This window comes from Pseudoalteromonas sp. GW168-MNA-CIBAN-0100, assembly GCF_040309225.1.
GTDB lineage: Bacteria > Pseudomonadota > Gammaproteobacteria > Enterobacterales > Alteromonadaceae > Pseudoalteromonas > Pseudoalteromonas arctica.
The window spans coordinates 1-20,395 of record NZ_JBEOOL010000026.1 but is presented as its reverse complement, the minus strand read 5'-3'; the positions used below and the strand labels follow the sequence as shown (position 1 = coordinate 20,395).

Here is a 20,395-nt window from a genome sequence, read left to right as displayed (position 1 = left end):
TGAAAAGTTTATTTATTACGGTTTTCTTTTGCAAACGCACGTATTTTACGTTTTTGCGAAAGCGTTACTTTATTAGTACGCCCTGCAAATGGATTATCACCTTCTCTAAATTCAATTTTGATTGGGGTGCCCATAATTTTAAGTGCTTTACGGTAGTAGTTCATTAGGTAGCGTTTGTAGCTATCTGGTAAATCTTTAACTTGGTTACCGTGAATAACAATACGTGGTGGGTTATAACCACCGGCATGTGCATATTTAAGCTTAACACGACGACCACGAACAAGTGGTGGCTGATGATCGGCTTGAGCCATGTCCATAATTCGACGCAGCATTGCAGTACTTATACGTTTAGTCGCTGATTCATACGCTTCGTCAACAGACTCAAACAAATGACCAACACCTGTACCGTGTAGTGCAGATATAAAGTGTAGGCGTGCAAAGTCAATAAAGCCTAAACGGCGATCGAGCTCTGATTTAATACGATCTTTAACGTAATCGTCTAAGCCATCCCATTTGTTCACTGCAATTACCAATGAACGACCTGAGTTAAGAGCAAAGCCTAATAAGCTTAAATCTTGATCTGAAATACCATCGCGAGCATCAACAATCAATAACACAACGTTACAATCTTCGATTGCTTGAAGCGTTTTAATTACAGAGAACTTTTCAACTACGTCGCTTACTTTTTTACGCTTACGAACACCTGCGGTGTCAATTAACACATACTCTTTTTCATTTCGAGTCATCGGAATGTAGATAGAGTCACGTGTTGTACCTGGCATGTCGTATACAATTACGCGATCTTCACCCAGTATACGGTTTGTAAGCGTTGACTTACCAACGTTAGGGCGACCAATAATTGCAAGCTTTACAGGTTTGTCTGCAAATGCCTGGTGATCGGTATCGCTGTCTTCATCTTCTTCGTAAAGATTAATAAGCTCTTCGTCATCGCCTGTTACGTCTTCGTCTTGTGCAGCTAATTCAGCAATAAGCGGCTGAAGTGTTTGCTCAAGTAATAACGTAATACCACGGCCATGCGATGCAGCAATATGATGAATTTCACCTAATGATAATTGGTAAAATTCAGCACAGTTTGAATCTGCATCAATACCATCGGTTTTATTGGCAACAACAAAACACTTTTTATCTTGTTTACGCAAGTGATTAGCAATTGCTTGGTCAGCTACGGTCATACCTACACGAGCATCTACTAAAAACAGAACAATGTCAGCTTCTTCAATAGCTAGCAGAGATTGATCTGCCATTTCGATTTCGATGCCTTCTTCTGAGCCATCAATACCGCCCGTGTCTACCACGATAAATTCATAGCCATCGTAACTAGCTTGGCCATATTTTCTATCTCGTGTTAAACCTGGAAAATCGGCTACGAGTGCATCACGAGTACGTGTTAAACGGTTAAATAATGTGGATTTGCCCACATTGGGTCGCCCAACTAGAGCGATCACGGGAAGCATAAACTACCTCTTTAAAAAACAACAAAAGGCTTCGCAGTGCGAAGCCTTAAAAAAACCATATGACTATTAGTAACTTAGTTTGGTATTTTTACCATACTAACTTCACCATCACGGGTGTATAAAATTAGCTTATCGTCGGCAACAACTGGCTCAACAAAAAAGCCCGAGCTGTCAAAGTCTTCACGAGATACTAGCTCGCCAGTTTCTTTATTTAGCCAATGTAGGTTACCTTCTTGGTCGCCTAAAGCTAAGTGGCTACCTGCAACTGCAGGGCCTGTTAGGTACCAACCGCGTAGAGCGGGTTGGCTCCAACGTTCAATACCTGAATTTTTATCTAATGCGTAAATAACACCATCGCTATCTACTAAATAAATTGTTTGTGCATCCATCGCAATTTCGCGGTAGCTGCTGTACTCGCGTTTCCATACAACATTGCCAGAGCGAATATCTACAGCGGCTAAGTTTCCGTTGTAAGCTATAGCGTAAGCGTATGGACCGCTAATAAGTGGTTGAGTGTCTACGTCAACTAGGCGTTCAAATTCTGATGCGCCTTTAGCAACCGCAATTTCTGCGCTCCATGCTGAGTAACCACTGTCTGAAATTAATACGCTTAGCTTGCCTGTTTCAAGGCCTACTAATACACCACCGTTAGCAACGGTTGGCGAGCTTTGTCCGCGTAATGTTAGTGGTGGAACTTCTTGTTCAAAGCTCCAACGCTCTTCGCCTGTATCTGGGTGAAGGGCTAACAATTTACCAGAGCCTAAATTTACAAATATTAAGCCATCACCTGCTGTTGGTTTAGACAGAGATTCGCCTGGTACGTTTTTACGCCAAACTTCTTCACCAGTTTCGCGATCAAGAGCAATAATAAAGCCGTGTTCAGAACCAATATAAATTTTACCATAGGCTTGCAAAATACCACCTGATAATTTTGCATTACCGTTGTCAGCCCAAGGCCAAAACGATAAATCTTGGCGTACATCGGTTTCCCATTTTGTATCGCCATTATCAAGTGAAAGCGCTTCTACTTGGCCTTCGCGGCTAGCAACATACACAGTATCTTTGTAAACTGCGGGTGTTAAACGAGAAAAATAATGCTCTACGCCATCACCTACAGATTCTTGCCAAACAACGTCAGTTTCAAATTGGTTTACAATTTCAGGAAGTACTAGTTCATCTTCATCATCACTTGATGAACAACCCATCAATGTTGCCATACATAGGGCAAGGGCTGCTGTTGTAAATTTTTTCATGCCTAAAACCTTATGCCGCTGGGCTAGTTACTGCTAGGTCATCTAACTTAATTTGTAATAGTGGGTTACTTGTTAATCCACCCGCATCTATTGCTGCTTGGTATGCAGTACGTGCTTGATCTTTATTACCTTGCTCAGTGTAAATGTCGCCTTTAAGCTCGGCCACGTTTGCATTGAACGCTTCAGGTAATGGTGCATTTAATGTCGTTAATGCATCGTCATATTTAGTTTGCGCAATTTGAACACGTGCTAAACGTGTAATCGCAATTGCTTTTAATTCTGTATTTGGCGTATTAGACACAACCCAGCTTAGCTTTTCGCTTGCTACGTCTAGTTTTTTCGCTTCTACTGCGTCTTTTGCAGCAACGAATGCAGCAAGTGTTGCGTAGTTTGTGTCTTTATTTTCGCTAATAAACGCATCAGCTGAAGATAATACATCGTCGCTTTCAACAAGCGCTGTATATGAATCTGATGCTTTTTCAGCGGTAGTAATTTGGTTTTGGTTATATGCTTTCCAGCCATATAAGCCACCTAGGCCAACAAGTATACCTAGCGCAAGTGAAATGCCGTTTTCACGGAAAAAGCGTTTAATGGCTTCTGCTTGTTGTTCTTCTGTTGAATAAATATCCATTCTTACCTCTAATGTTCGCTTAGCCGTTAATAAGCTCAGCTAATAGCGCTTTAGCTTGTTCTAATTCTAATGTGACTTGTTCTTTACGCTCGCGCAAATACTTGATGGTCACAACGCCTTTTTCTAATTCATCTTCACCAATAATTACTGCAACAAGTGCATCGCTTTTATCAGCACGTTTTAATTGTTTTTTAAAGTTTCCGCCGCCCGCATGTACCATAACGCGTAAACCCGGTACGTCTTTACGTAGTTGCGCTGCAATTGCAGGAGCTTGAATGCTTGCTTTGTCGCCCATTGCTGCTAAATATACATCAGCATTACGACGAATGTCACCTACACACTCAAGTGCTTGTAGTAATAATACTAAGCGCTCTAGACCCATTGCAAAACCAACTGCTGGCGTTGCTTTGCCGCCAAGTTGTTCAACTAAGCCATCGTAACGTCCGCCAGCACATACAGTGCCTTGTGCACCTAAACTGTCGGTTACCCATTCAAATACAGTGCGGTTGTAGTAGTCTAAACCACGTACTAACTTTTCATTAACCGTATATGAGACGCCAGCAGCGTCTAAACGTTCACATAAATTTTCAAAATGTTCTTTTGATTCAGCATCTAAATTTTCAGACAATTTAGGTGCATCAGTTAAAATTGCTTGTACGTCTGGGTTTTTGCTATCAAGTACGCGTAATGGGTTTGAATACATACGACGTTTTGAGTCTTCATCAAGCACATCAATGTGTTGCTCAAGGTAGGCTACTAAAGCATCACGGTAATCTGCACGCGCTTCGTTAGATCCTAAAGAATTTAGCTCTAAACGAACGTGGTCAGTAATACCAAAGGCTTCCCATAGTTGCGCTGTTAATAAAATAACTTCTGCGTCTATATCTGCTGTAGCAATACCAAATGTTTCTAAACCAAATTGGTGAAACTGACGGTAACGACCTTTTTGCGGACGCTCGTGACGAAACATTGGACCCATGTACCAAAGGCGTTGTTCTTGGTTGTATAGTAAGCCATTTTGGTTGCCAGCACGTACGCATACTGCGGTGCCTTCTGGGCGAAGTGTTAATAAGTCGCCATTGCGATCGGCAAAGGTGTACATTTCTTTTTCTACTATATCGGTAACTTCACCAATAGAGCGTTTAAATAAGTCGGTTGATTCTACAATAGGAAAACGAATTTCTTGATAACCGAACGATGCTACTGTCTCGCGTAAAATGTTTTCTACTTTCTGCCAAACTTGTGTATCGCCCGGCAGACAATCGTTCATACCGCGAACTGCCTGAATTTGTTTTGCCACTGATAAATCCTAAATGCTGTTTTTTTGTGTAATGAAAAATGCTTACACAACAAGAATGCTAAAAATTGACCCGTCATTATATACCCAAATGACCCCATGATGCGAGTTTCAGTTGGAATTAAAAGCGATTTAGGCAAGGCATTGATTGAAAGTAATAGTGGTTCTATTGTTAAAATCAATAACGCAGTATAAATCGCTTTTAAACCAACCCGTTGGGTGTTTCACAGACACTTACTCTCATCGTTGTTACTTTTTAAAAGGGATTGCCATTCTTGCAAAGTAACGCCTTGATATTAAGAGCCTGTGAAACGCTGAATTCTGTATCTTGGGGTCGTTTGGGTATCCACTAGCTATAAAGGTAAACGCCAAACACCGCTGTTTGGCGCTTTATGCGGTATTTATTCGACTATTTTTATGTCAATCGGTGTTTGGTTCTGCTTTTTTTCTATAAAGTCGCGTACATAACCTTCAAGCTGGTCAACAATGTTGTTGTTATCAATGCGCGCTTTTTGGCGTTCGCCATTTATATACAAACCAGAACGACGATTTGCACCGGCAAGCCCTATATCACTCACAAGCGCTTCACCTGGTCCATTTACAACGCAACCAATTACCGAAACTGACATAGGTTCGATAATATCCTCTAAGCGCTCTTCAAGTTGGTTCATGGTGCTTACTACATCAAACTCTTGGCGTGAGCAGCTAGGGCAGGCAATAAAGTTAATTCCACGCGAACGAATGCGCAATGAATTTAAGATATCAAAGCCTACTTTAATTTCTTGTACCGGGTCGGCAGCAAGTGATACACGCAGGGTATCGCCAATACCTTCGGCAAGAAGCATACCTAAACCTACTGCAGATTTAACAGAGCCTGAGCGCATGCCGCCCGCTTCGGTAATACCTAAATGCAGTGGTTGGTCTATTTCTTTAGCGAGTAAGCGATATGCACCTACAGCTAAAAATACGTCAGACGCTTTTACTGATATTTTAAATTGGTCAAAATCAAGGCGGCGCAAGATATCTACATGGCGCATTGCTGATTCTAATAAGGCTTCTGGTGTTGGTTCGCCGTATTTTTCTTGTAAGTCGCGCTCTAGTGAACCGCCATTTACACCAATACGAATAGGAATGTTGTGCTCGCGTGCAGAATCGACCACAGCTCTTATACGCTCTTCACTACCTATATTCCCCGGGTTTATACGCAGGCAATCTACACCGTATTTTGCTACTTTTAAGGCTATACGGTAATCAAAGTGAATATCTGCAACTAGCGGAATCGTTACTTGCTCTTTTATACTTTTAAACGCTTCGGCTGCATCCATTGTTGGTACTGATACACGGACTATGTCGGCACCTGCATCTTGTATTGCCTGTATTTGTGCAACAGTTGCATCAACATCCATGGTGTCGGTGTTGGTCATTGATTGCACTGCAATAGGGGCACCATCACCAATAGGGACGTTACCTACATTGATTCGGGTGGATTTTCTGCGTTTAATTGGAGATTCTGAAAACATAGCGACTACTCTGCTAGTGGTAATGTAAATTTGGCTAAACGGTTTTGAGGAAATGCAGAAACATCTACAGGTTCACCGTTTAAAGTAATGTCTACAGCGTCATGCTTACCAAGCACAACTGAAAAAGGAGGCGTACCGCTTACGGTCATAATATAGCCTGCTTTTTTAACGCCGAATGCTATTTTTTCGCCTTCGCCGTCGTAAATTTCAACCCAACTTTCGCCATTAAAGTTCATGACAATTGTGCTGCTAGCATCTTCTTGGCTTGCATTGTTAGAAGCAATAGGAGCCGTTTCTTTAACTATTTCTGGGCTTGTTGATGTTTCACTAGACGTGCTTTGTGATTCTAATAATGATTCATCGTCAATTTCGGCTTGTTGCTGTTGCTCTGAAATACTGGGTTGAGCGGCTTGGCGCTCGCTCATTTTTGAGTTGGCAACGTTTATGTTACTCGTTTGCTCTTCAATAGGTGTCGCGTTTTGCCAAAACCATAAAGCAGATGAGCCAATAACAATCGCTAAAATTAAATAGCTAAAAAACATTAAACGGCTGTCGTTTGCTTCTTTTTCTGTACGGCGTGAAAAACTCTGCATATTAGCGGGTTTAGCCGGCTCCGGTGGGGCTGGCATCATTGCTAATATAGGTGCGCTATCTACTTTTAATTCACGGCAATAGTTTTTTATATAGCCTTTAACAAAAGTAATAGGGCCGAGTAATGTAAATTCATCATTTTCAAGGCGCTTAATTTGAAGTTCAGACAGCTTTAACGGTGCAGCAATAGTCGCTATGCTAACGTTCGCTTGTTCTCTGTGATTTTTTAATATCTGGCCTACAGTTGGCTGTTCGCTCTGTGTTTGCGTATTTTCTTCATTCATAATGTGTATGAGTCTGGATCCACTAGTAAAAGTTTGTGCCCTGGTTTTAGTGCTATATCAGGACTTAATTTATTCCATCGCATTAATTCATCAATTAATACATGCCGCTGGGTAGCTATATCGTAAAGGGAATCACCAGCTTTAATTTCGTAATAAATATTTGGATCGTTTAGGTATATTTTACTTCCATTCATTACCCGATCCGACTCTTTTAGACCATTCCATTGCAGGAGCTTTTGTAGTTTAACATTGTATCGCACCGAAATGCTAAATAGGTTTTCGCCAACAGCAATTACGTGAAATGGCACGCGTAAAGGCGATACTTTAGGGTTAAGCATTGGGATCTCTGTTTTTTGTACTGCTTCGTAACTTTTAAATTCAATATCGGCATCATTTTGATAGCTGCTATTTTCAAATACAGTTGTATTTTTAGTCGCTTCGTAGAATACCACGTCACTACTATTTTTTTGAGCGGTAACTGCAGGAACTGAATTACTATAGTTACTAGTTTGCTGCGAATTAAACTGGCCTGTTTTAGGTGCGCCAAACGAAATTATTGTTACCTCGTCATCGGCTTTAGCTGGTTGTTTTGTTGCTATAACTTCTTTTTGAGGTTCGTAAACGGACTTAGCTTTTTTAGGTGCAGCTACTACGGAATCTGCAGAGTCGTGCTCAGTAGTAAGTGCAAGCATAACAGCCGATGTATCGGTAGGGTTGCTTGGTGCGACGACTTTAGGAGCTTCTTCTTTTTGGGTTGTTACTTGTTTTGCTATTACGGTTGCTTCGTCGGCTTGCTTACTGACCGTGTTTTGTACCGCCTTAGCTTGCTTTTCTCTTACTATAACTGGATTTACATCTTGGTTATTTGCTATTGCGATCTTTTTATCTGTTTTTTGCTCGTCGTTTGTTACCAAGCTTGTTAAACCGTCTTGTGGTGAACGTTTCTTTCTGATTACTTTTATTTTTGGTTTTGAACTAACGTGCGCGCCGCTTTCGTCGTTTTTTAGTTCTTTTAACTGCGCTTTGCGGTATTTTTCTCGCAGTATTTCAAACTCATTAAAACGTGTTCTTTTCTCTTTTAATGCATAGGCTTCGTTACTGCTAGAGTAAGTTTGTAAAATAGTGCTGGAAATTTTTTCAGCCTCTTCTATTCTGCCCATTCTGTTTTTTACAAGGTAGCTAAGCATTAATGCGCGAGAAGATACTCGACCTGTGCTTTCGTAGCGTTTTAAAAGTTCACTGGCTTTGTATAAGTCACTTTTTGCGTAATACAGCGCTGCTAAACTAATTAACGTAGATGTACGCTGAGAGCTGTGATTAAGTGCCTGTTGAAAATAACTTTCTGCATTTTCGAAATCATCAAATTCAATAGCACACAAGGCTAAATTTTCGTAACTTTCGGCAACGCGAATATAACTTGGTACTTCAATGGCTTTTAAAAATTGATCAGTTGCACGATCGTATTCATCAATGCCACATAAAAACACGCCGTAGTTATTAAGCGTATTAGGGTCGTCAGGCTTTATTTCGAGTGCTTTTTGGTATGCTTTATCAGCTAGCGGGTTCTCGCCTACTTGTTGATAGTAATAAGCAAGAGAGTAATGTACTTCAGGCAGGTCAGGAGCAAATGCAGCTGCACGTTCTAAATTGTATTTGGCTTGAGAGTTATTACCCGTTTTTAAATACTGTAAGGCTAAAGCAATTCGTGTTCGTGCTGCGCCAGTATTATTAATTTTATTTTCGACGACGGGCTTATTACTGCCGTTATAACTACTTTCGCTAACACAGCCACTTAAGGCAAGTGTTGATAGTGTTATAGCAAGTATAGATCGCATTACCTTATCTCTTTATTTTTAGTCCATGGCGCCTATCTTACCTAAAACCTTTGTTGTTGCATCATTTATTTAAAAATAAACAACTTAACCACCCTACATGACTAATTCACATAGGGTGGTTACAGATTATGCTTGGTGGATATTAACGCTAATTGCGTTATCGTCACGCATTTTCTTTTTAGCTAAACGTTTAGTACGGTCAACTACATCACCTACTAACTGTCCGCAAGCAGCGTCAATATCGTCACCGCGAGTACGACGCACAATACAGGTAACGCCTGCTGCTTGTAATACTTTTGAAAAACGGTCAATACGGCTATTGCTTGAGCGCGTGTATTCATTACCCGGGAACGGGTTAAACGGAATAAGGTTGACCTTACAAGGTGTGCCTTTTAACGTTTGCACTAATGCATGCGCCTGATCGGTGCTGTCGTTAATACCGTTAAGCATCACGTATTCAACCGTTACATCTTTATTTGCTTTTGAGCCATCGATATAACGACGACACGAGGCTAAAAATTCTTCAATAGGGTACTTTTTATTAACTGGCACTAAAATGTCACGCAGTGCGTTATCGGGTGCGTGAAGTGAAATAGCCAGTGCTACGTCAATTTTCTCTTTTAGTAAATCAAGTGCAGGTACAACGCCTGAAGTACTTAATGTTACGCGGCGCTTAGATAAACCAAAGCCCCAATCGTCCATCATTAGTTCCATTGCTGGCACTACGTTTTTAAGATTAAGTAAAGGCTCGCCCATACCCATCATTACAACGTTAGTTACTGGGCGCTTTTCGCTATGACCATCAAGGCCTATATCTTTAGCTACACGCCAAACTTGACCAATAATTTCAGATACTTTTAAGTTACGGTTAAAGCCTTGTTGAGCGGTAGAACAAAAAGTACACTCAAGAGCACAACCCACTTGTGATGATACACATAACGTAGCGCGCTCTTTTTCAGGGATCCAAACGGCTTCTACTTCTTGGCCGCCTTCCAGAATAAGTGCGTACTTAATAGTACCGTCGCTTGCTTGTTGGCGCACAGTGATTTCTGGCGCTACAATTTCGCACTCAGCTTTAAGTTTTTCTTTAAGCTTTTTGTTTACGTTGCTCATATCGTCGAAGTTATCTACGCCAAAATGATAAATCCATTTCATCACCTGGTCACTACGAAACGGCTTTTCACCGAACGATGCAAATAGCTCGCGCATTGCTTCTCGGTTTAAATCTAATAAGTTAATCTTTTTTTGCTCGGTCATGAAACAACCTCAATCGGTGACGGTGGAGATAAAATTTACGAGGACGAATTGTACACAATTCACTCACTTTAATCATTAAGTAAAACATCATGAGTTTCTGATTAATACTTTACGTAATGACTAAAAAAGGGCCCGAAAGCCCTTTTCAATATGTTAACGAATTCGAATTAACGAGTACGTGAACAAAGCTCTTCGTCAGCGAAGAAGTACGCGATTTCGCGAGCAGCAGATTCAACAGCGTCAGAACCGTGAACAGCATTTTCGTCGATGCTATCAGCGTAGTCTGCACGTAAAGTACCAGCTAGTGCTTCAGCAGGGTTAGTAGCACCCATGATTTCACGGTTTTTAAGAACAGCGTTTTCGCCTTCAAGAACTGTAACCATTACTGGACCAGATGTCATGAAAGATACTAAAGCACCGAAGAAAGGACGTTCGCTATGTTCAGCGTAGAAACCTTCAGCTTTCTCTTGTGAAAGGTGAACCATTTTAGCTGCAACGATTTTAAGGCCAGCAGATTCGAAACGGTTGTAGATAGCGCCAATGTGGTTTTTAGCAACTGCATCAGGTTTTACGATTGAAAAAGTACGTTCTAAAGCCATCTTTATGCTCCAATAATTTTAAGTAAAAGTGTGAATATTAACGGGCGCGAATTATACGCGTTTTAAGTGAAAAATCCTAATTTTATTAAAAACCAGTTTGGTTGCCGTTTTGTGATCTCGATCAAACGCAAATTATTGACCGCATTTATACTGCCGCGCTTCTGTTTACTTATTTGTTAATGACTAATCTGAATTCTGCTTGGGATAGATTTATTTTTCAGAGTTTAGGTTAACTACTTATGCAACTGGCTTAAACCCAGTTTGATGTATGGAGCGCACATGTCACCCGTTATTTCTTCAATGCCTTTTATTCCTGAATTATTATGCCCCGCAGGCAGTTTAAAAAACATGCGCTACGCGTTTGCTTATGGCGCAGATGCGGTTTATGCGGGGCAGCCTCGTTATAGTTTGCGTGTGCGTAATAATGAGTTTGACCTAGACACTCTGAAAGTAGGCATTAGTGAGGCGCATGCGCAAAATAAAAAGTTTTATGTGGTGTCTAATATTGCGCCGCATAATGCCAAAGTTAAATCGTATTTACGTGATATAGAACCGGTTATTGCGATGAAACCCGATGCGCTAATTATGTCAGACCCTGGTTTAATTATGCTGGTTCGTGAAAAGTGGCCGACTATGCCGGTTCATCTATCAGTGCAGGCAAATGCAGTTAACTACGCAAGCGTGCAATTTTGGGCAAAGCAGGGAATTGAACGCGTTATTTTATCGCGGGAGCTGTCGCTCGAAGAAATAACCGAAATACGCACACTCTGCCCAGACACCGAACTTGAAGTATTTGTACATGGCGCACTGTGTATGGCGTATTCGGGGCGTTGTTTGCTCTCTGGTTACATAAATAAGCGCGATCCAAATCAAGGCACGTGTACTAATGCATGTCGTTGGGATTACGATGTAAAACCTGGTGTTGAGAACGAAACCGGCGAAATGGTGCATAAAATTGACCCCAAACAGGTGATTCCTACACTGGGTGAAGGCGCGCCAAGTAACGATGTATTTATGCTAGAGGAACAAGGCCGCCCTGGTGAGTACATGCCTGCATTCGAGGATGAGCACGGCACCTATATTATGAACTCAAAAGATTTACGCGCTGTGCAATACGTAGAGCAGTTAACAAAAATGGGTGTACATAGTTTAAAAATAGAAGGGCGTACTAAGTCATTTTATTATGTAGCGCGCACAGCACAAGTTTATCGCAAAGCAATAGACGACGCAGCTTCGGGTAAACCATTTGATACTAACTTATTTAAAACACTCGAAAATCTAGCACATCGTGGTTATACCGAAGGCTTTTTAAAACGCCATGCCCATCAAGATTATCAAAATTATGAATACGGTCATTCGGTATCAACTAAGCAGCAATTTGTGGGAGAAGTACTTGAGCGCTGCGAAAATGGATTAGTTGAAATAGACGTTAAAAATAAATTTTGTACAGGTCACTCCTTAGAGCTTATGACACCACAAGGTAACATTACTTTTAAGCTTGAATATATGGAAAACAAAAAGGGGGAAACTATTAGCGATGCTAAAGGCTCTGGTCACATTGTAAAAATACCGCTAAATGAAGGCATCAACTTAGCGCACGCTATTTTAATGCGTAATCTTGAGGAACAACAAGATACTCGTAATCCATTTAAACAAGCTGTTTAGCTACAGCTGAATATAGTTTTTTCAAAAAACTCGGGGTTATAAAAACCCCGAGTTTGCGACTTTATTTAAAATAATATTAATTATTTTTCAAGTTGCTTTAGCTTATCTCTTCGCTCTTTACGTTTTTGTTTTAATGTTTTGCTTGCATGTTTTTTAGGTTTTTCTTTACTCATTACAAATAACTCCAATTAAATATATAAAATTAATAAATAAAAATTGAAATAATTTACTCTATATTTCCTCCTTAATATTAATGGCTATTATTTCCCAAAGGTGGGATTCCCCAGCTTCTTTATATTCAATAATATGATTTATTTTATGCCCTAAAAGAGCGACCCCAAGAGGAGAGTGAAATGATACGTCACTAATAAAGTGCCTTCGTTGGCTTGGAGGCACTAAAGTTATGCGGCGCTTAAAACCGGTGGTTATATTTTTAATAACCACCGTGCTATTAATTTGTACATGCGGATTGAATTTTGACCAAGGCCGCTGTGAATACTCGACTTCTTGTAGTAAATACGCAAGCTTCAGCGGTTGTAATAGTACCGCTGCGTCTGTGAAGTTATTTTTAGACAGGAAAGATTTTTTACGCTCGAACAGAAAAGAAAGCACGGACTAATCCCCACAAAAACTAAATCGAATTTAAATATATAAAGGTACAGTGTAACTGCCGAGTGTAAGGGTTACACTCGGCTTAAATTCCGAAGGTGGTATTTGTTTTTAGCAGGTATGTGATTAAAGTAAACATATTATCCTCTTTGTTTAAATCAATCATATTGAGTTTAAAAATAAAGTCAATTGAGTTTTAGGTTAAAAATATATTGTCGATAAAATGACAGTTTAAAACTGTTTTTTATGTTTTTATAAATTCGTTTTTTTCACTAAATTGTTGTTATCTCTGTGTGTTAGTTGCTCACTATGTGATTGAAGCTAAGCGACTAAATAGTTAAATGCTATTTATGGGATCTATAGTGCCACTTATGCCTGTTTATAATATTTATAGATTAAATATACTGGTGTTGTTGTTTATTAAAGTGTAATTGTGTGGCTAGTATTTTATTATGTGAAGCCTAAGCTGCTTATTTTATAGAGTAGAAGCTAGGTATCGGGTAACGCTCTTGTAGTGGCTAGGTGCTTTACTGTTGAACCTTTATGTAATAGTCATTGCATTCAACAATGTTAAATAACCACTTTTTATTCGGGTTTATCAAAGTAAATTATAAAGGGTCTCACTTATATGTGGATAATTTTTGCATTACTCGCCACTGTTTTTTTTGGTGCGCGAGGAATAATGTACCAATGGACGTCACAAAAAAAGATTAATCGTAATCTATTATTATTCGGTGTTTTTTTTGTGGGATTTATAATTAGTGCGCTAGGTACTGTGGTGTTTGAGCACACATGGTACGGCTGGGCTGATATTACGGTTGGGCTCGCTTTAGGTTTTGGATCTTTTGCGGCTAATGGGTTTTTGCACAAAGGGTTTTCGGTTGGGAAAGCGTCTTTAATTAGCATCCTGTCGGGGTTAACGCCTTTATTTGTACTTTTATTTGCCTTTTTATTATGGCAAGAAACCTTAACTGTTATTCAATTAATCGGCTTTTTTATTATTTTTGGCGGCCTTTATATTATTCGCTACTCCAGCGATATCTCATTAAGTAATTTACAAGGCGCGCAATGGGGATTACTCGCGGCACTGTCTTTTGCATTTAATGATTTAATGGGGAAGCAATCAACGCTTCTTGAGGCTGATACGTTTGCAACTTTAACGTCTATGTTTGGTTTTGGTAGCTTTCTTTTTGCCGTTAGTTGGTTAGTAAAGCGTAAAAAAATGCTAGCAGAGCAAGGCTCTTCTCAAGCGTATTGGTCTGCCGGTAAAACATTTTCGTGCGGGTTACTTATTGGTTTAACAAATGTAGCTGGCATGGTTGCAATAATATCGGCTTTTGCTATTGGTAATACAGGGCTAGTTTCAGCGATTTCAGGTATGAATATTTTAATTATTTTGTTGTATTCACGCATCATTCTAAAAGAGTCTTTTACACGCCAAGAAGTTATAGGATTAACAACGGCATTTTTAGGTGTAATCGTACTAAGGCTTAGTTTTTAAAAGATGAATTAGCTTAATTACTTTGCTGTGAAAAGCCTACACTGCTACATTTTAGTGAAGTGTTGCAGTGTATGCTCTATAAGTAATCGCACTCGATAAGGGATTTGTTTTCTGTCGCGATAAAGCATAGAAAATGGCTGCCCTTTGCTTTGCCAATCAGGAAGAATGTGTTTAAGCTTTCCGGCTTTAATAAGTGGTAATGCTATATAATCAGGGATGTAGCTAATACCCACACCAGACTCAACTGCTTGTTTCATCATTTGAATTTCATCAACTTCTAATCGAACATGTGTGTTTGGGTTGAAGCTATATTCCTCGTTCGTGTGCTGATTTTTTAATTGCCACGGTACCAACCCAACGCACGTAATTTTTGGTTGCTCTTCTAATTGCTCAGGATGAGTGATGGATTGATAATCATAGTCAGGATGAGCACACAATACATTATGAGTAAGCTTAAGCTCCCTAATAACCCAATTATCAATGGCAGGATTTCTTACTCTAAACGCTATATCAATCCCTTCTTTTTCAATATCAATAAGGTTATTTGAAAAGCGTAAATCTAGTTGAATATCGGGATACTGCAGTAAAAAATCACAAAAAATAGCACTTAAAAAATGTTTACCCATGTAAATGGGTGCACAGATCCTAATTTTCCCTTTAGGTTGGTCTTTCTCATCACAAAGTGCTTGCTCTATACACTCTACTTCATCGAACAGTTTACGATAGCGATCGTAATATAACTCGCCAGTATGCGTAAGTGTAACTCGATGGGCATCTCGATTTAGTAACGTTAATTGCAGAGCTTGCTCTAATAAACGTATTCTACGGCTCAAAGTTGATAGTGACATATCAAGGCTTATTGATGCTTTTTTAAAGCTACCTAGTTTTACTATGGTGCAAAAGTAACGTAAATCATCGAGAGAATAATTAGCTGCCATCAGAACTACTTTATTGTTTAGGATGTAGACAATATTAACAGCGACGCTTTAAAATTTCATTAGAGAAGCCAGAAGTTTTTATTGATAAAGATCAACAAAGAAAAAGTCAATAAAATGCATAATTTAACGCTGTTAATCATATAATTTAAAATAAAGCAGTAAATGCTCTATTTTTTCATTTTTTGTTTTATAGGACTTTAATTGGAAAGGCTAAAAAGTGGCTCTACTCATAAATAGTAAATGCATTAACTGCGATATGTGTGACCCAGAGTGCCCTAATGAGGCTATTTATATGGGCGCTAAAATATACCAAATAGATGCTAGTAAATGTACTGAGTGTGTAGGGCATTATGATAAACCTACTTGTGTAAGTGTTTGCCCTATTGACTGTATAAAGCCCGATCCTAATAAGCGTGAAAGTTTAGGTGAGCTGGCTGATAAGTTTGTGCTGCTAACGAACTTATAACTTGTTCAGGTATTTTGCTAAGCCGCTTTTTACTATCGGCTAAAAACTATCTACATTACTTATTTAGCTTGTAGCTAAAGTCCGCCGTCATGCATTTTTAGTTTCAATCAAATTTTATTACCTTCATTAATTATCAATTATATTGTGTTACCTTAAGGCTTTATAAACTCAAGTATTAATCTAAGTTTTAGATTGCATTCTATAGGAGTCTATTTTGCATATAGGTATTAACGCTATTCAGGCTGTATCTTCAAAACAAGCAATATTTATTAATGATGAGTGCCGAGTATTTGTAATTGGCGATCTTGATGGTGATTTACCTGCCTTAAAAAACGCACTTAATAACGTAAATTTTAACCCTGAAAGAGATACTTTGTTTTGCCTAGGCGACTTTGTTGATCGCGGGGATAAAACATATGACTTATTTACACACTTACAAGCCATTAGGGCATGTATGATATTAGGTAATCATGAGCATTTAATGTTGGAATCATTATTAAGTAATGATAAAGCGGCTTTTAAATTATGGACTGACAATGGTGGCAATTGGCACAAGTCGGTATCGAGTGAAAAGCTCAATGTTATGTGCGATGAGTTACTAACTAAACCTCTTTCAATAGTACTTGAATATCGCGGTTATAAAGTTGGGTTGTCTCATACATTTGCACAATCGTGGGATTGGGAAAATTACCCTGATGATAAATCGGTGATTGTGCAATCTTTATTGTGGGATCGCGAAGTGGTTAAACAAAATAAGGTAGTTAAAAGTCATGGAGTCGACTTTTCAATACATGGACATAACTCAACTAAAGCACCTTTCTGGGTGGGTAATAGCTATCACATAGATACCAATTATTATGGTGGAAAGCCGACATTACTCGAGCTTTCAGAGGTTATTACTACGCTTGATTAACCAAGCGCTATTTAGCAATTGTTGCTTCTTTCAAATATCATCCGGCAGTTTTGCTTTTTAAAGTATAAACTGCTGACTACCTCATCTAATTATCCCCTTCGTTTTTTTGTATACACTTTATGATGATTTTTGCACTGTAATTATTTCATTAAGCTATTAAATACCACAAAGCCGCTCTTAGTTTGTTAATTGAGAGCGGATTTGATGTGTGGGCTGGGTTTTAACTTTCATTTAATAGGTATAAATACAGTTAAAAGAGACGTTTATTTAATTTAATATTGTTGGTTAACAAACGGTTAAGTTTGGCTGTGTAGAATTGGGAGCAATTTTTGCCATTACGTGAATAATTTGCGTAAAAGGACTAACTTCTCGCTTTAGTTTTATGAGCAGATTTAAATGGAACAGCCTCTCACATGATATTAGCAAGCATATACCCTTTCCCTTTTTCAACGTTTTGTAAGTCGTCACTTTATGTATCAATTTTTTCTGCTTTGGGTTCTACGTATGCTTTTGCAGCGCAAGAAAACAAAAACTCGCAGCACACAAAAGATATGGAAGTAATAGAAGTACGTGGTATCCGTTCAAGCATGGCCGAAAACTTAGATGTAAAACGTATGTCAGGCTCTGTGGTTGATGCAATTACCGCTGAAGATATTGGAAAATTCCCTGATAAAAACGTTGCCGACTCTCTTCAGCGTTTACCTGGTGTGGTAATTGAGCGTGACGGCGGAGAAGGTTCATCAGTCAGTATTCGTGGTTTGTCGTCGGCGCTAACTTTTACACAGCTTAATGGTAATTTTATTGCGTCTTCTCCGGGTGAACCTTCCCGTTCGTTTGATTATGCTTTGTTACCGTCTTCGATGATTGAAAGTGTAGAGGTTTATAAATCGCCAGAGGCACGCTTAGATGAAGGAGGGGTTGGTGGTACTGTATTAATGCATAGCCGAAAACCTTTGAGTATGGATGTAAACTCGGGTGTATTTAATGTAGAGAGTACTTACGCTGATGTTACAAAAGAGTATGAACCACAGTTTACGGGTTTATATTCATGGAAAAACGACAACGAAAACTTTGGTGTATTAGTTGGCTATACGTATCAGGAACGAATAAACAGGACACTTTCGGGCGGAACTGATGCAAATGTATGGCGCTACACTGGCGGTGGACAACCTACAGATATAAACGGTAACGCAGTTAATAACAATAATGGTTGGGATACTATTAATGATGCAAACGGCAACAGTTACGATGGAGTTTGGTTTCCACAAGTTGTGCGAGGTTCAGTTCTTAACGAAAAACGTGAGCGCGAAGGAATTCAAGTTAGTACACAGTGGCGACCAACAAATCGTTTAGAGCTTGGATTTAATTACTTTGGCTTTACACTCGGCCAAGACAGAACTGAATCTGTGATTGATATACCTGAGTGGTCTTTAAATTCTGATTTTTTAACTGATGTAAATCTTGATGAGTCGGGAAGTATTGTTACAGGTATGCAATACGATGCGATGGCAAGCGGTATTGAAAGTGATATGCAGTTTCCGTGGATGCGCGGCAGTTATGTACGTGAAGAATCCACCTCCGATACCTTTGATTTTAATTTAACTTATGAAGGCGATAATTTTAAAGCGCGTTTTGTTGTGGGTAATACAAAATCAGAAGGGGGGCCGGAAGAAAGCTGGGAAGCTGCATATAAAAGTTCAAACGCGGGCGAAAACGCCACTGCTATTCAAAATGCTGCTCAAATGGCAGGCTGGTCACTCAACCAAAATAATGTATCACTTAATATTGACCCTAATACACTAGCTAACTTGCAAAGTGGAATTGGAGGCGGTCGTGATGCGGGCTCTTCAAACTCAAGTTTTGTACGCAGTGAGTTAGAAGAAGATTATTACCAAGCTGATGTGGATTTTTATGTTGATTGGGGCTTTTTAAAAACAATTAGAACCGGTGTCAAATATCGTAACTCCACGCTTCATCGTGAAACTGGCAATACCTTCTTTTTAGATCCTAATTTTGATATTACTGCGGGCGAAGCAAGCGAGCAAGGTATTACGCGTTTCGACAGCTACCAATGGAATGGTGGAATGCCATTAGCTCAAAATGTATTTACTAGTGAGAGTAATATTGTTGGTGGTTTTGGTATAAACCAAATGCCAAGTATCGACTGGGATAAATATCGCGATATGGTCACTGCTAGCTATGTACCTTATACACGTATTGAAGATAACTTTGTTTACGACATTGAAGAGAAAATATCTGCTTTTTATATTCAAGGTGATTTTGAGTTTAGTGAAGTAAGAGGTAATTTGGGCGTGCGTGTTGTGCAAACAAAAACACTTACTTCATCTACTGACTTATATACCTACCAATTAGATCACACAAATGACGAAACAGGCGAGCCAGTAACTGGTGACGCACGCTTTGTAGAAGACTATCAATTAGTCACTCAAGAAAACGAAGACACTCAAATACTACCAAGCTTTAATATAGCGTGGGATGCAACTGACGATTTAGTTATTCGGGCGGCAATAGCAAAAGTAATGTCTCGTCCTGATTACAGCGATTTAGGTGCGCAGCAGCGTATTACGTTTGTATCGGATGAATGGGCAAATGATAGAGCTGCATTTAATGAACAGCCAGGTTTTAGCGGCAGTGGTGGTAATAAAAACTTGAAGCCATTTGAATCGGTGCAAGCTGATTTATCTATTGAGTATTATTACAGCGAGGGTTCTGCTATTGGATTGGCACTTTTTCATAAGAAAGTAGATAACTTTGTTGTGCCATTGGTAATTGATGTAGAGCAAAACTTTGCCGGTAAAAATAATATAGTAGATGCAGGAACCATTAATATAGCTCCGTATAGCACTGTAGGTAATGGTACCGATGCAATATCTAAAGGCGCGGAAGTATTTATCCAGCATGCCTTTGATAATGGCTTTGGTTTTTACGCAAATTACACCTATAACAAAACCAATAAAGCAGATGTAACAGTAAATGGTGAAGAGTTTGGTCAGTCGGCATTAATAGGCAGTGCAAAGTATCAGTACAACACCTCTGTTTATTATGAAGGTGACGCTTTTAATATACGTGCTTCATATAACAAACGAGGGGAGACAGTATTAGGCCTTAATAGTGGGTTAAATGTATATCAAGACCCGTACGAGCAAGTTGATGTTAATGCATCGGTTAATTTGTATGAAGGGCTAAGCTTAACAGCTGCTGTTATTAATTTAACTAAGTCGGAATCGGTAACGCGTTTAGGTGATGATACAGATGCACGATTACTTAACTCAAGCTATTCAGGGCGACGCTATTACGCAGGCTTTAATTATAGTTTTTAATTAACTGCATACGTAATACTTTATTAAACGCCAACTAAAAAATGTAGTTGGCTTAGCCTAACAGCACCTAATATTGTAGTTTTATGTATGCACGTAGTTTAACTGCTCATATGTTGGTTGTTTAATAGGCAAAAAAGCTCTGCAGCCCTTTATTTGTATAGCTTTCATACTAAATTCATTTAATTGTCAAAAAGCTGAAATAAAACATTGACCCCCGCTC

At 39.3% G+C, this 20,395-nt stretch carries 16 protein-coding genes; 5 read left to right on the top strand and 11 right to left on the bottom strand.

Features of this window, described 5'->3' with window-relative positions; translation table 11 throughout:
• Positions 1 to 8: 8 nt before the first annotated feature.
• The 9 genes from der to ndk form a co-directional block, all read right to left on the bottom strand.
• Positions 9 to 1,475, bottom strand: coding sequence for a ribosome biogenesis GTPase Der (gene der, locus AAEY62_RS15310; RefSeq protein WP_024591178.1), 1,467 nt, complete (start codon positions 1,473 to 1,475; stop codon positions 9 to 11).
• 74 nt (positions 1,476 to 1,549) lie between these two features.
• Positions 1,550 to 2,728, bottom strand: coding sequence for an outer membrane protein assembly factor BamB (gene bamB, locus AAEY62_RS15305; RefSeq protein ID WP_007583433.1), 1,179 nt, complete (start codon positions 2,726 to 2,728; stop codon positions 1,550 to 1,552).
• Positions 2,729 to 2,738: 10 nt separating this feature from the next.
• A complete protein-coding gene (locus AAEY62_RS15300; protein ID WP_007583431.1) occupies positions 2,739 to 3,359 on the bottom strand; it encodes a YfgM family protein in 621 nt (206 codons plus the stop codon).
• 19 nt (positions 3,360 to 3,378) lie between these two features.
• The gene (gene hisS / locus AAEY62_RS15295) at positions 3,379 to 4,659 is read right to left on the bottom strand and encodes a histidine--tRNA ligase (protein WP_024591179.1); all 1,281 of its coding nucleotides are present in this window, start codon (positions 4,657 to 4,659) and stop codon (positions 3,379 to 3,381) included.
• A gap of 398 nt (positions 4,660 to 5,057) precedes the next feature.
• Positions 5,058 to 6,176: a flavodoxin-dependent (E)-4-hydroxy-3-methylbut-2-enyl-diphosphate synthase gene (ispG, locus tag AAEY62_RS15290; RefSeq protein ID WP_010554970.1), complete on the bottom strand. Its 1,119-nt coding sequence runs from the start codon at positions 6,174 to 6,176 to the stop codon at positions 5,058 to 5,060.
• 5 nt (positions 6,177 to 6,181) lie between these two features.
• Positions 6,182 to 7,051 carry a RodZ domain-containing protein gene (locus tag AAEY62_RS15285; RefSeq protein WP_024591180.1) on the bottom strand — a complete coding sequence of 290 codons (870 nt, stop codon included), beginning with the start codon at positions 7,049 to 7,051 and terminating at the stop codon, positions 6,182 to 6,184.
• Positions 7,048 to 8,886, bottom strand: a complete 1,839-nt coding sequence (gene pilW, locus AAEY62_RS15280) for a type IV pilus biogenesis/stability protein PilW (protein WP_024591181.1) — start codon at positions 8,884 to 8,886, stop codon at positions 7,048 to 7,050. Before pilW ends, AAEY62_RS15285 begins: the two co-directional genes overlap by 4 nt.
• A gap of 126 nt (positions 8,887 to 9,012) precedes the next feature.
• Positions 9,013 to 10,143: a dual-specificity RNA methyltransferase RlmN gene (gene rlmN / locus AAEY62_RS15275; RefSeq protein ID WP_007583420.1), complete on the bottom strand. Its 1,131-nt coding sequence runs from the start codon at positions 10,141 to 10,143 to the stop codon at positions 9,013 to 9,015.
• A 167-nt stretch (positions 10,144 to 10,310) separates the two neighbouring features.
• Positions 10,311 to 10,742, bottom strand: coding sequence for a nucleoside-diphosphate kinase (ndk, locus tag AAEY62_RS15270; protein WP_007377442.1), 432 nt, complete (start codon positions 10,740 to 10,742; stop codon positions 10,311 to 10,313).
• A gap of 279 nt (positions 10,743 to 11,021) precedes the next feature.
• Between ndk and trhP the strand changes: the two genes are divergently transcribed.
• On the top strand, positions 11,022 to 12,407 hold the full coding sequence (gene trhP, locus AAEY62_RS15265; RefSeq protein ID WP_024591182.1) for a prephenate-dependent tRNA uridine(34) hydroxylase TrhP: 1,386 nt from the start codon (positions 11,022 to 11,024) through the stop codon (positions 12,405 to 12,407).
• Between the two features lie 231 nt (positions 12,408 to 12,638).
• Here the strand turns inward: trhP and AAEY62_RS15260 are convergent, their stop codons facing one another.
• Positions 12,639 to 13,019 carry a GreA/GreB family elongation factor gene (locus AAEY62_RS15260; RefSeq protein WP_101163344.1) on the bottom strand — a complete coding sequence of 127 codons (381 nt, stop codon included), beginning with the start codon at positions 13,017 to 13,019 and terminating at the stop codon, positions 12,639 to 12,641.
• 625 nt (positions 13,020 to 13,644) lie between these two features.
• Here AAEY62_RS15260 and AAEY62_RS15255 point away from each other — a divergent pair.
• Positions 13,645 to 14,517 (top strand): EamA family transporter, encoded by an 873-nt coding sequence (locus AAEY62_RS15255; protein WP_024591184.1) that lies wholly within the window; start codon positions 13,645 to 13,647, stop codon positions 14,515 to 14,517.
• Between the two features lie 44 nt (positions 14,518 to 14,561).
• Here AAEY62_RS15255 and AAEY62_RS15250 read toward each other — a convergent pair whose 3' ends face one another.
• Positions 14,562 to 15,455 (bottom strand): LysR family transcriptional regulator, encoded by an 894-nt coding sequence (locus tag AAEY62_RS15250; RefSeq protein ID WP_024591185.1) that lies wholly within the window; start codon positions 15,453 to 15,455, stop codon positions 14,562 to 14,564.
• Between the two features lie 217 nt (positions 15,456 to 15,672).
• Between AAEY62_RS15250 and AAEY62_RS15245 the strand changes: the two genes are divergently transcribed.
• The 3 genes from AAEY62_RS15245 (at position 15,673) to AAEY62_RS15235 (ending at position 20,175) form a co-directional block, all read left to right on the top strand.
• Positions 15,673 to 15,921 carry a YfhL family 4Fe-4S dicluster ferredoxin gene (locus AAEY62_RS15245; RefSeq protein WP_024591186.1) on the top strand — a complete coding sequence of 83 codons (249 nt, stop codon included), beginning with the start codon at positions 15,673 to 15,675 and terminating at the stop codon, positions 15,919 to 15,921.
• Positions 15,922 to 16,135: 214 nt separating this feature from the next.
• The gene (locus AAEY62_RS15240; RefSeq protein WP_024591187.1) at positions 16,136 to 16,834 is read left to right on the top strand and encodes a metallophosphoesterase; all 699 of its coding nucleotides are present in this window, start codon (positions 16,136 to 16,138) and stop codon (positions 16,832 to 16,834) included.
• A gap of 413 nt (positions 16,835 to 17,247) precedes the next feature.
• Positions 17,248 to 20,175: a TonB-dependent receptor gene (locus AAEY62_RS15235; protein WP_350635285.1), complete on the top strand. Its 2,928-nt coding sequence runs from the start codon at positions 17,248 to 17,250 to the stop codon at positions 20,173 to 20,175.
• Positions 20,176 to 20,395: the final 220 nt, after the last annotated feature.

Excerpts from the sequence above, each read along its gene's own strand:
- der (WP_024591178.1), bottom strand. The coding sequence starts at position 1,475 with ATGCTTCCCGTGATCGCTCTAGTTGGGCGACCCAATGTGGGCAAATCC.
- bamB (WP_007583433.1), bottom strand. The coding sequence starts at position 2,728 with ATGAAAAAATTTACAACAGCAGCCCTTGCCCTATGTATGGCAACATTG.
- AAEY62_RS15300 (WP_007583431.1), bottom strand. The coding sequence starts at position 3,359 with ATGGATATTTATTCAACAGAAGAACAACAAGCAGAAGCCATTAAACGC.
- ispG (WP_010554970.1), bottom strand. The coding sequence starts at position 6,176 with ATGTTTTCAGAATCTCCAATTAAACGCAGAAAATCCACCCGAATCAAT.
- AAEY62_RS15285 (WP_024591180.1), bottom strand. The coding sequence starts at position 7,051 with ATGAATGAAGAAAATACGCAAACACAGAGCGAACAGCCAACTGTAGGC.
- pilW (WP_024591181.1), bottom strand. The coding sequence starts at position 8,886 with ATGCGATCTATACTTGCTATAACACTATCAACACTTGCCTTAAGTGGC.
- rlmN (WP_007583420.1), bottom strand. The coding sequence starts at position 10,143 with ATGACCGAGCAAAAAAAGATTAACTTATTAGATTTAAACCGAGAAGCA.
- ndk (WP_007377442.1), bottom strand. The coding sequence starts at position 10,742 with ATGGCTTTAGAACGTACTTTTTCAATCGTAAAACCTGATGCAGTTGCT.
- trhP (WP_024591182.1), top strand. The coding sequence starts at position 11,022 with ATGTCACCCGTTATTTCTTCAATGCCTTTTATTCCTGAATTATTATGC.
- AAEY62_RS15255 (WP_024591184.1), top strand. The coding sequence starts at position 13,645 with ATGTGGATAATTTTTGCATTACTCGCCACTGTTTTTTTTGGTGCGCGA.
- AAEY62_RS15250 (WP_024591185.1), bottom strand. The coding sequence starts at position 15,455 with ATGGCAGCTAATTATTCTCTCGATGATTTACGTTACTTTTGCACCATA.
- AAEY62_RS15235 (WP_350635285.1), top strand. The coding sequence starts at position 17,248 with ATGATATTAGCAAGCATATACCCTTTCCCTTTTTCAACGTTTTGTAAG.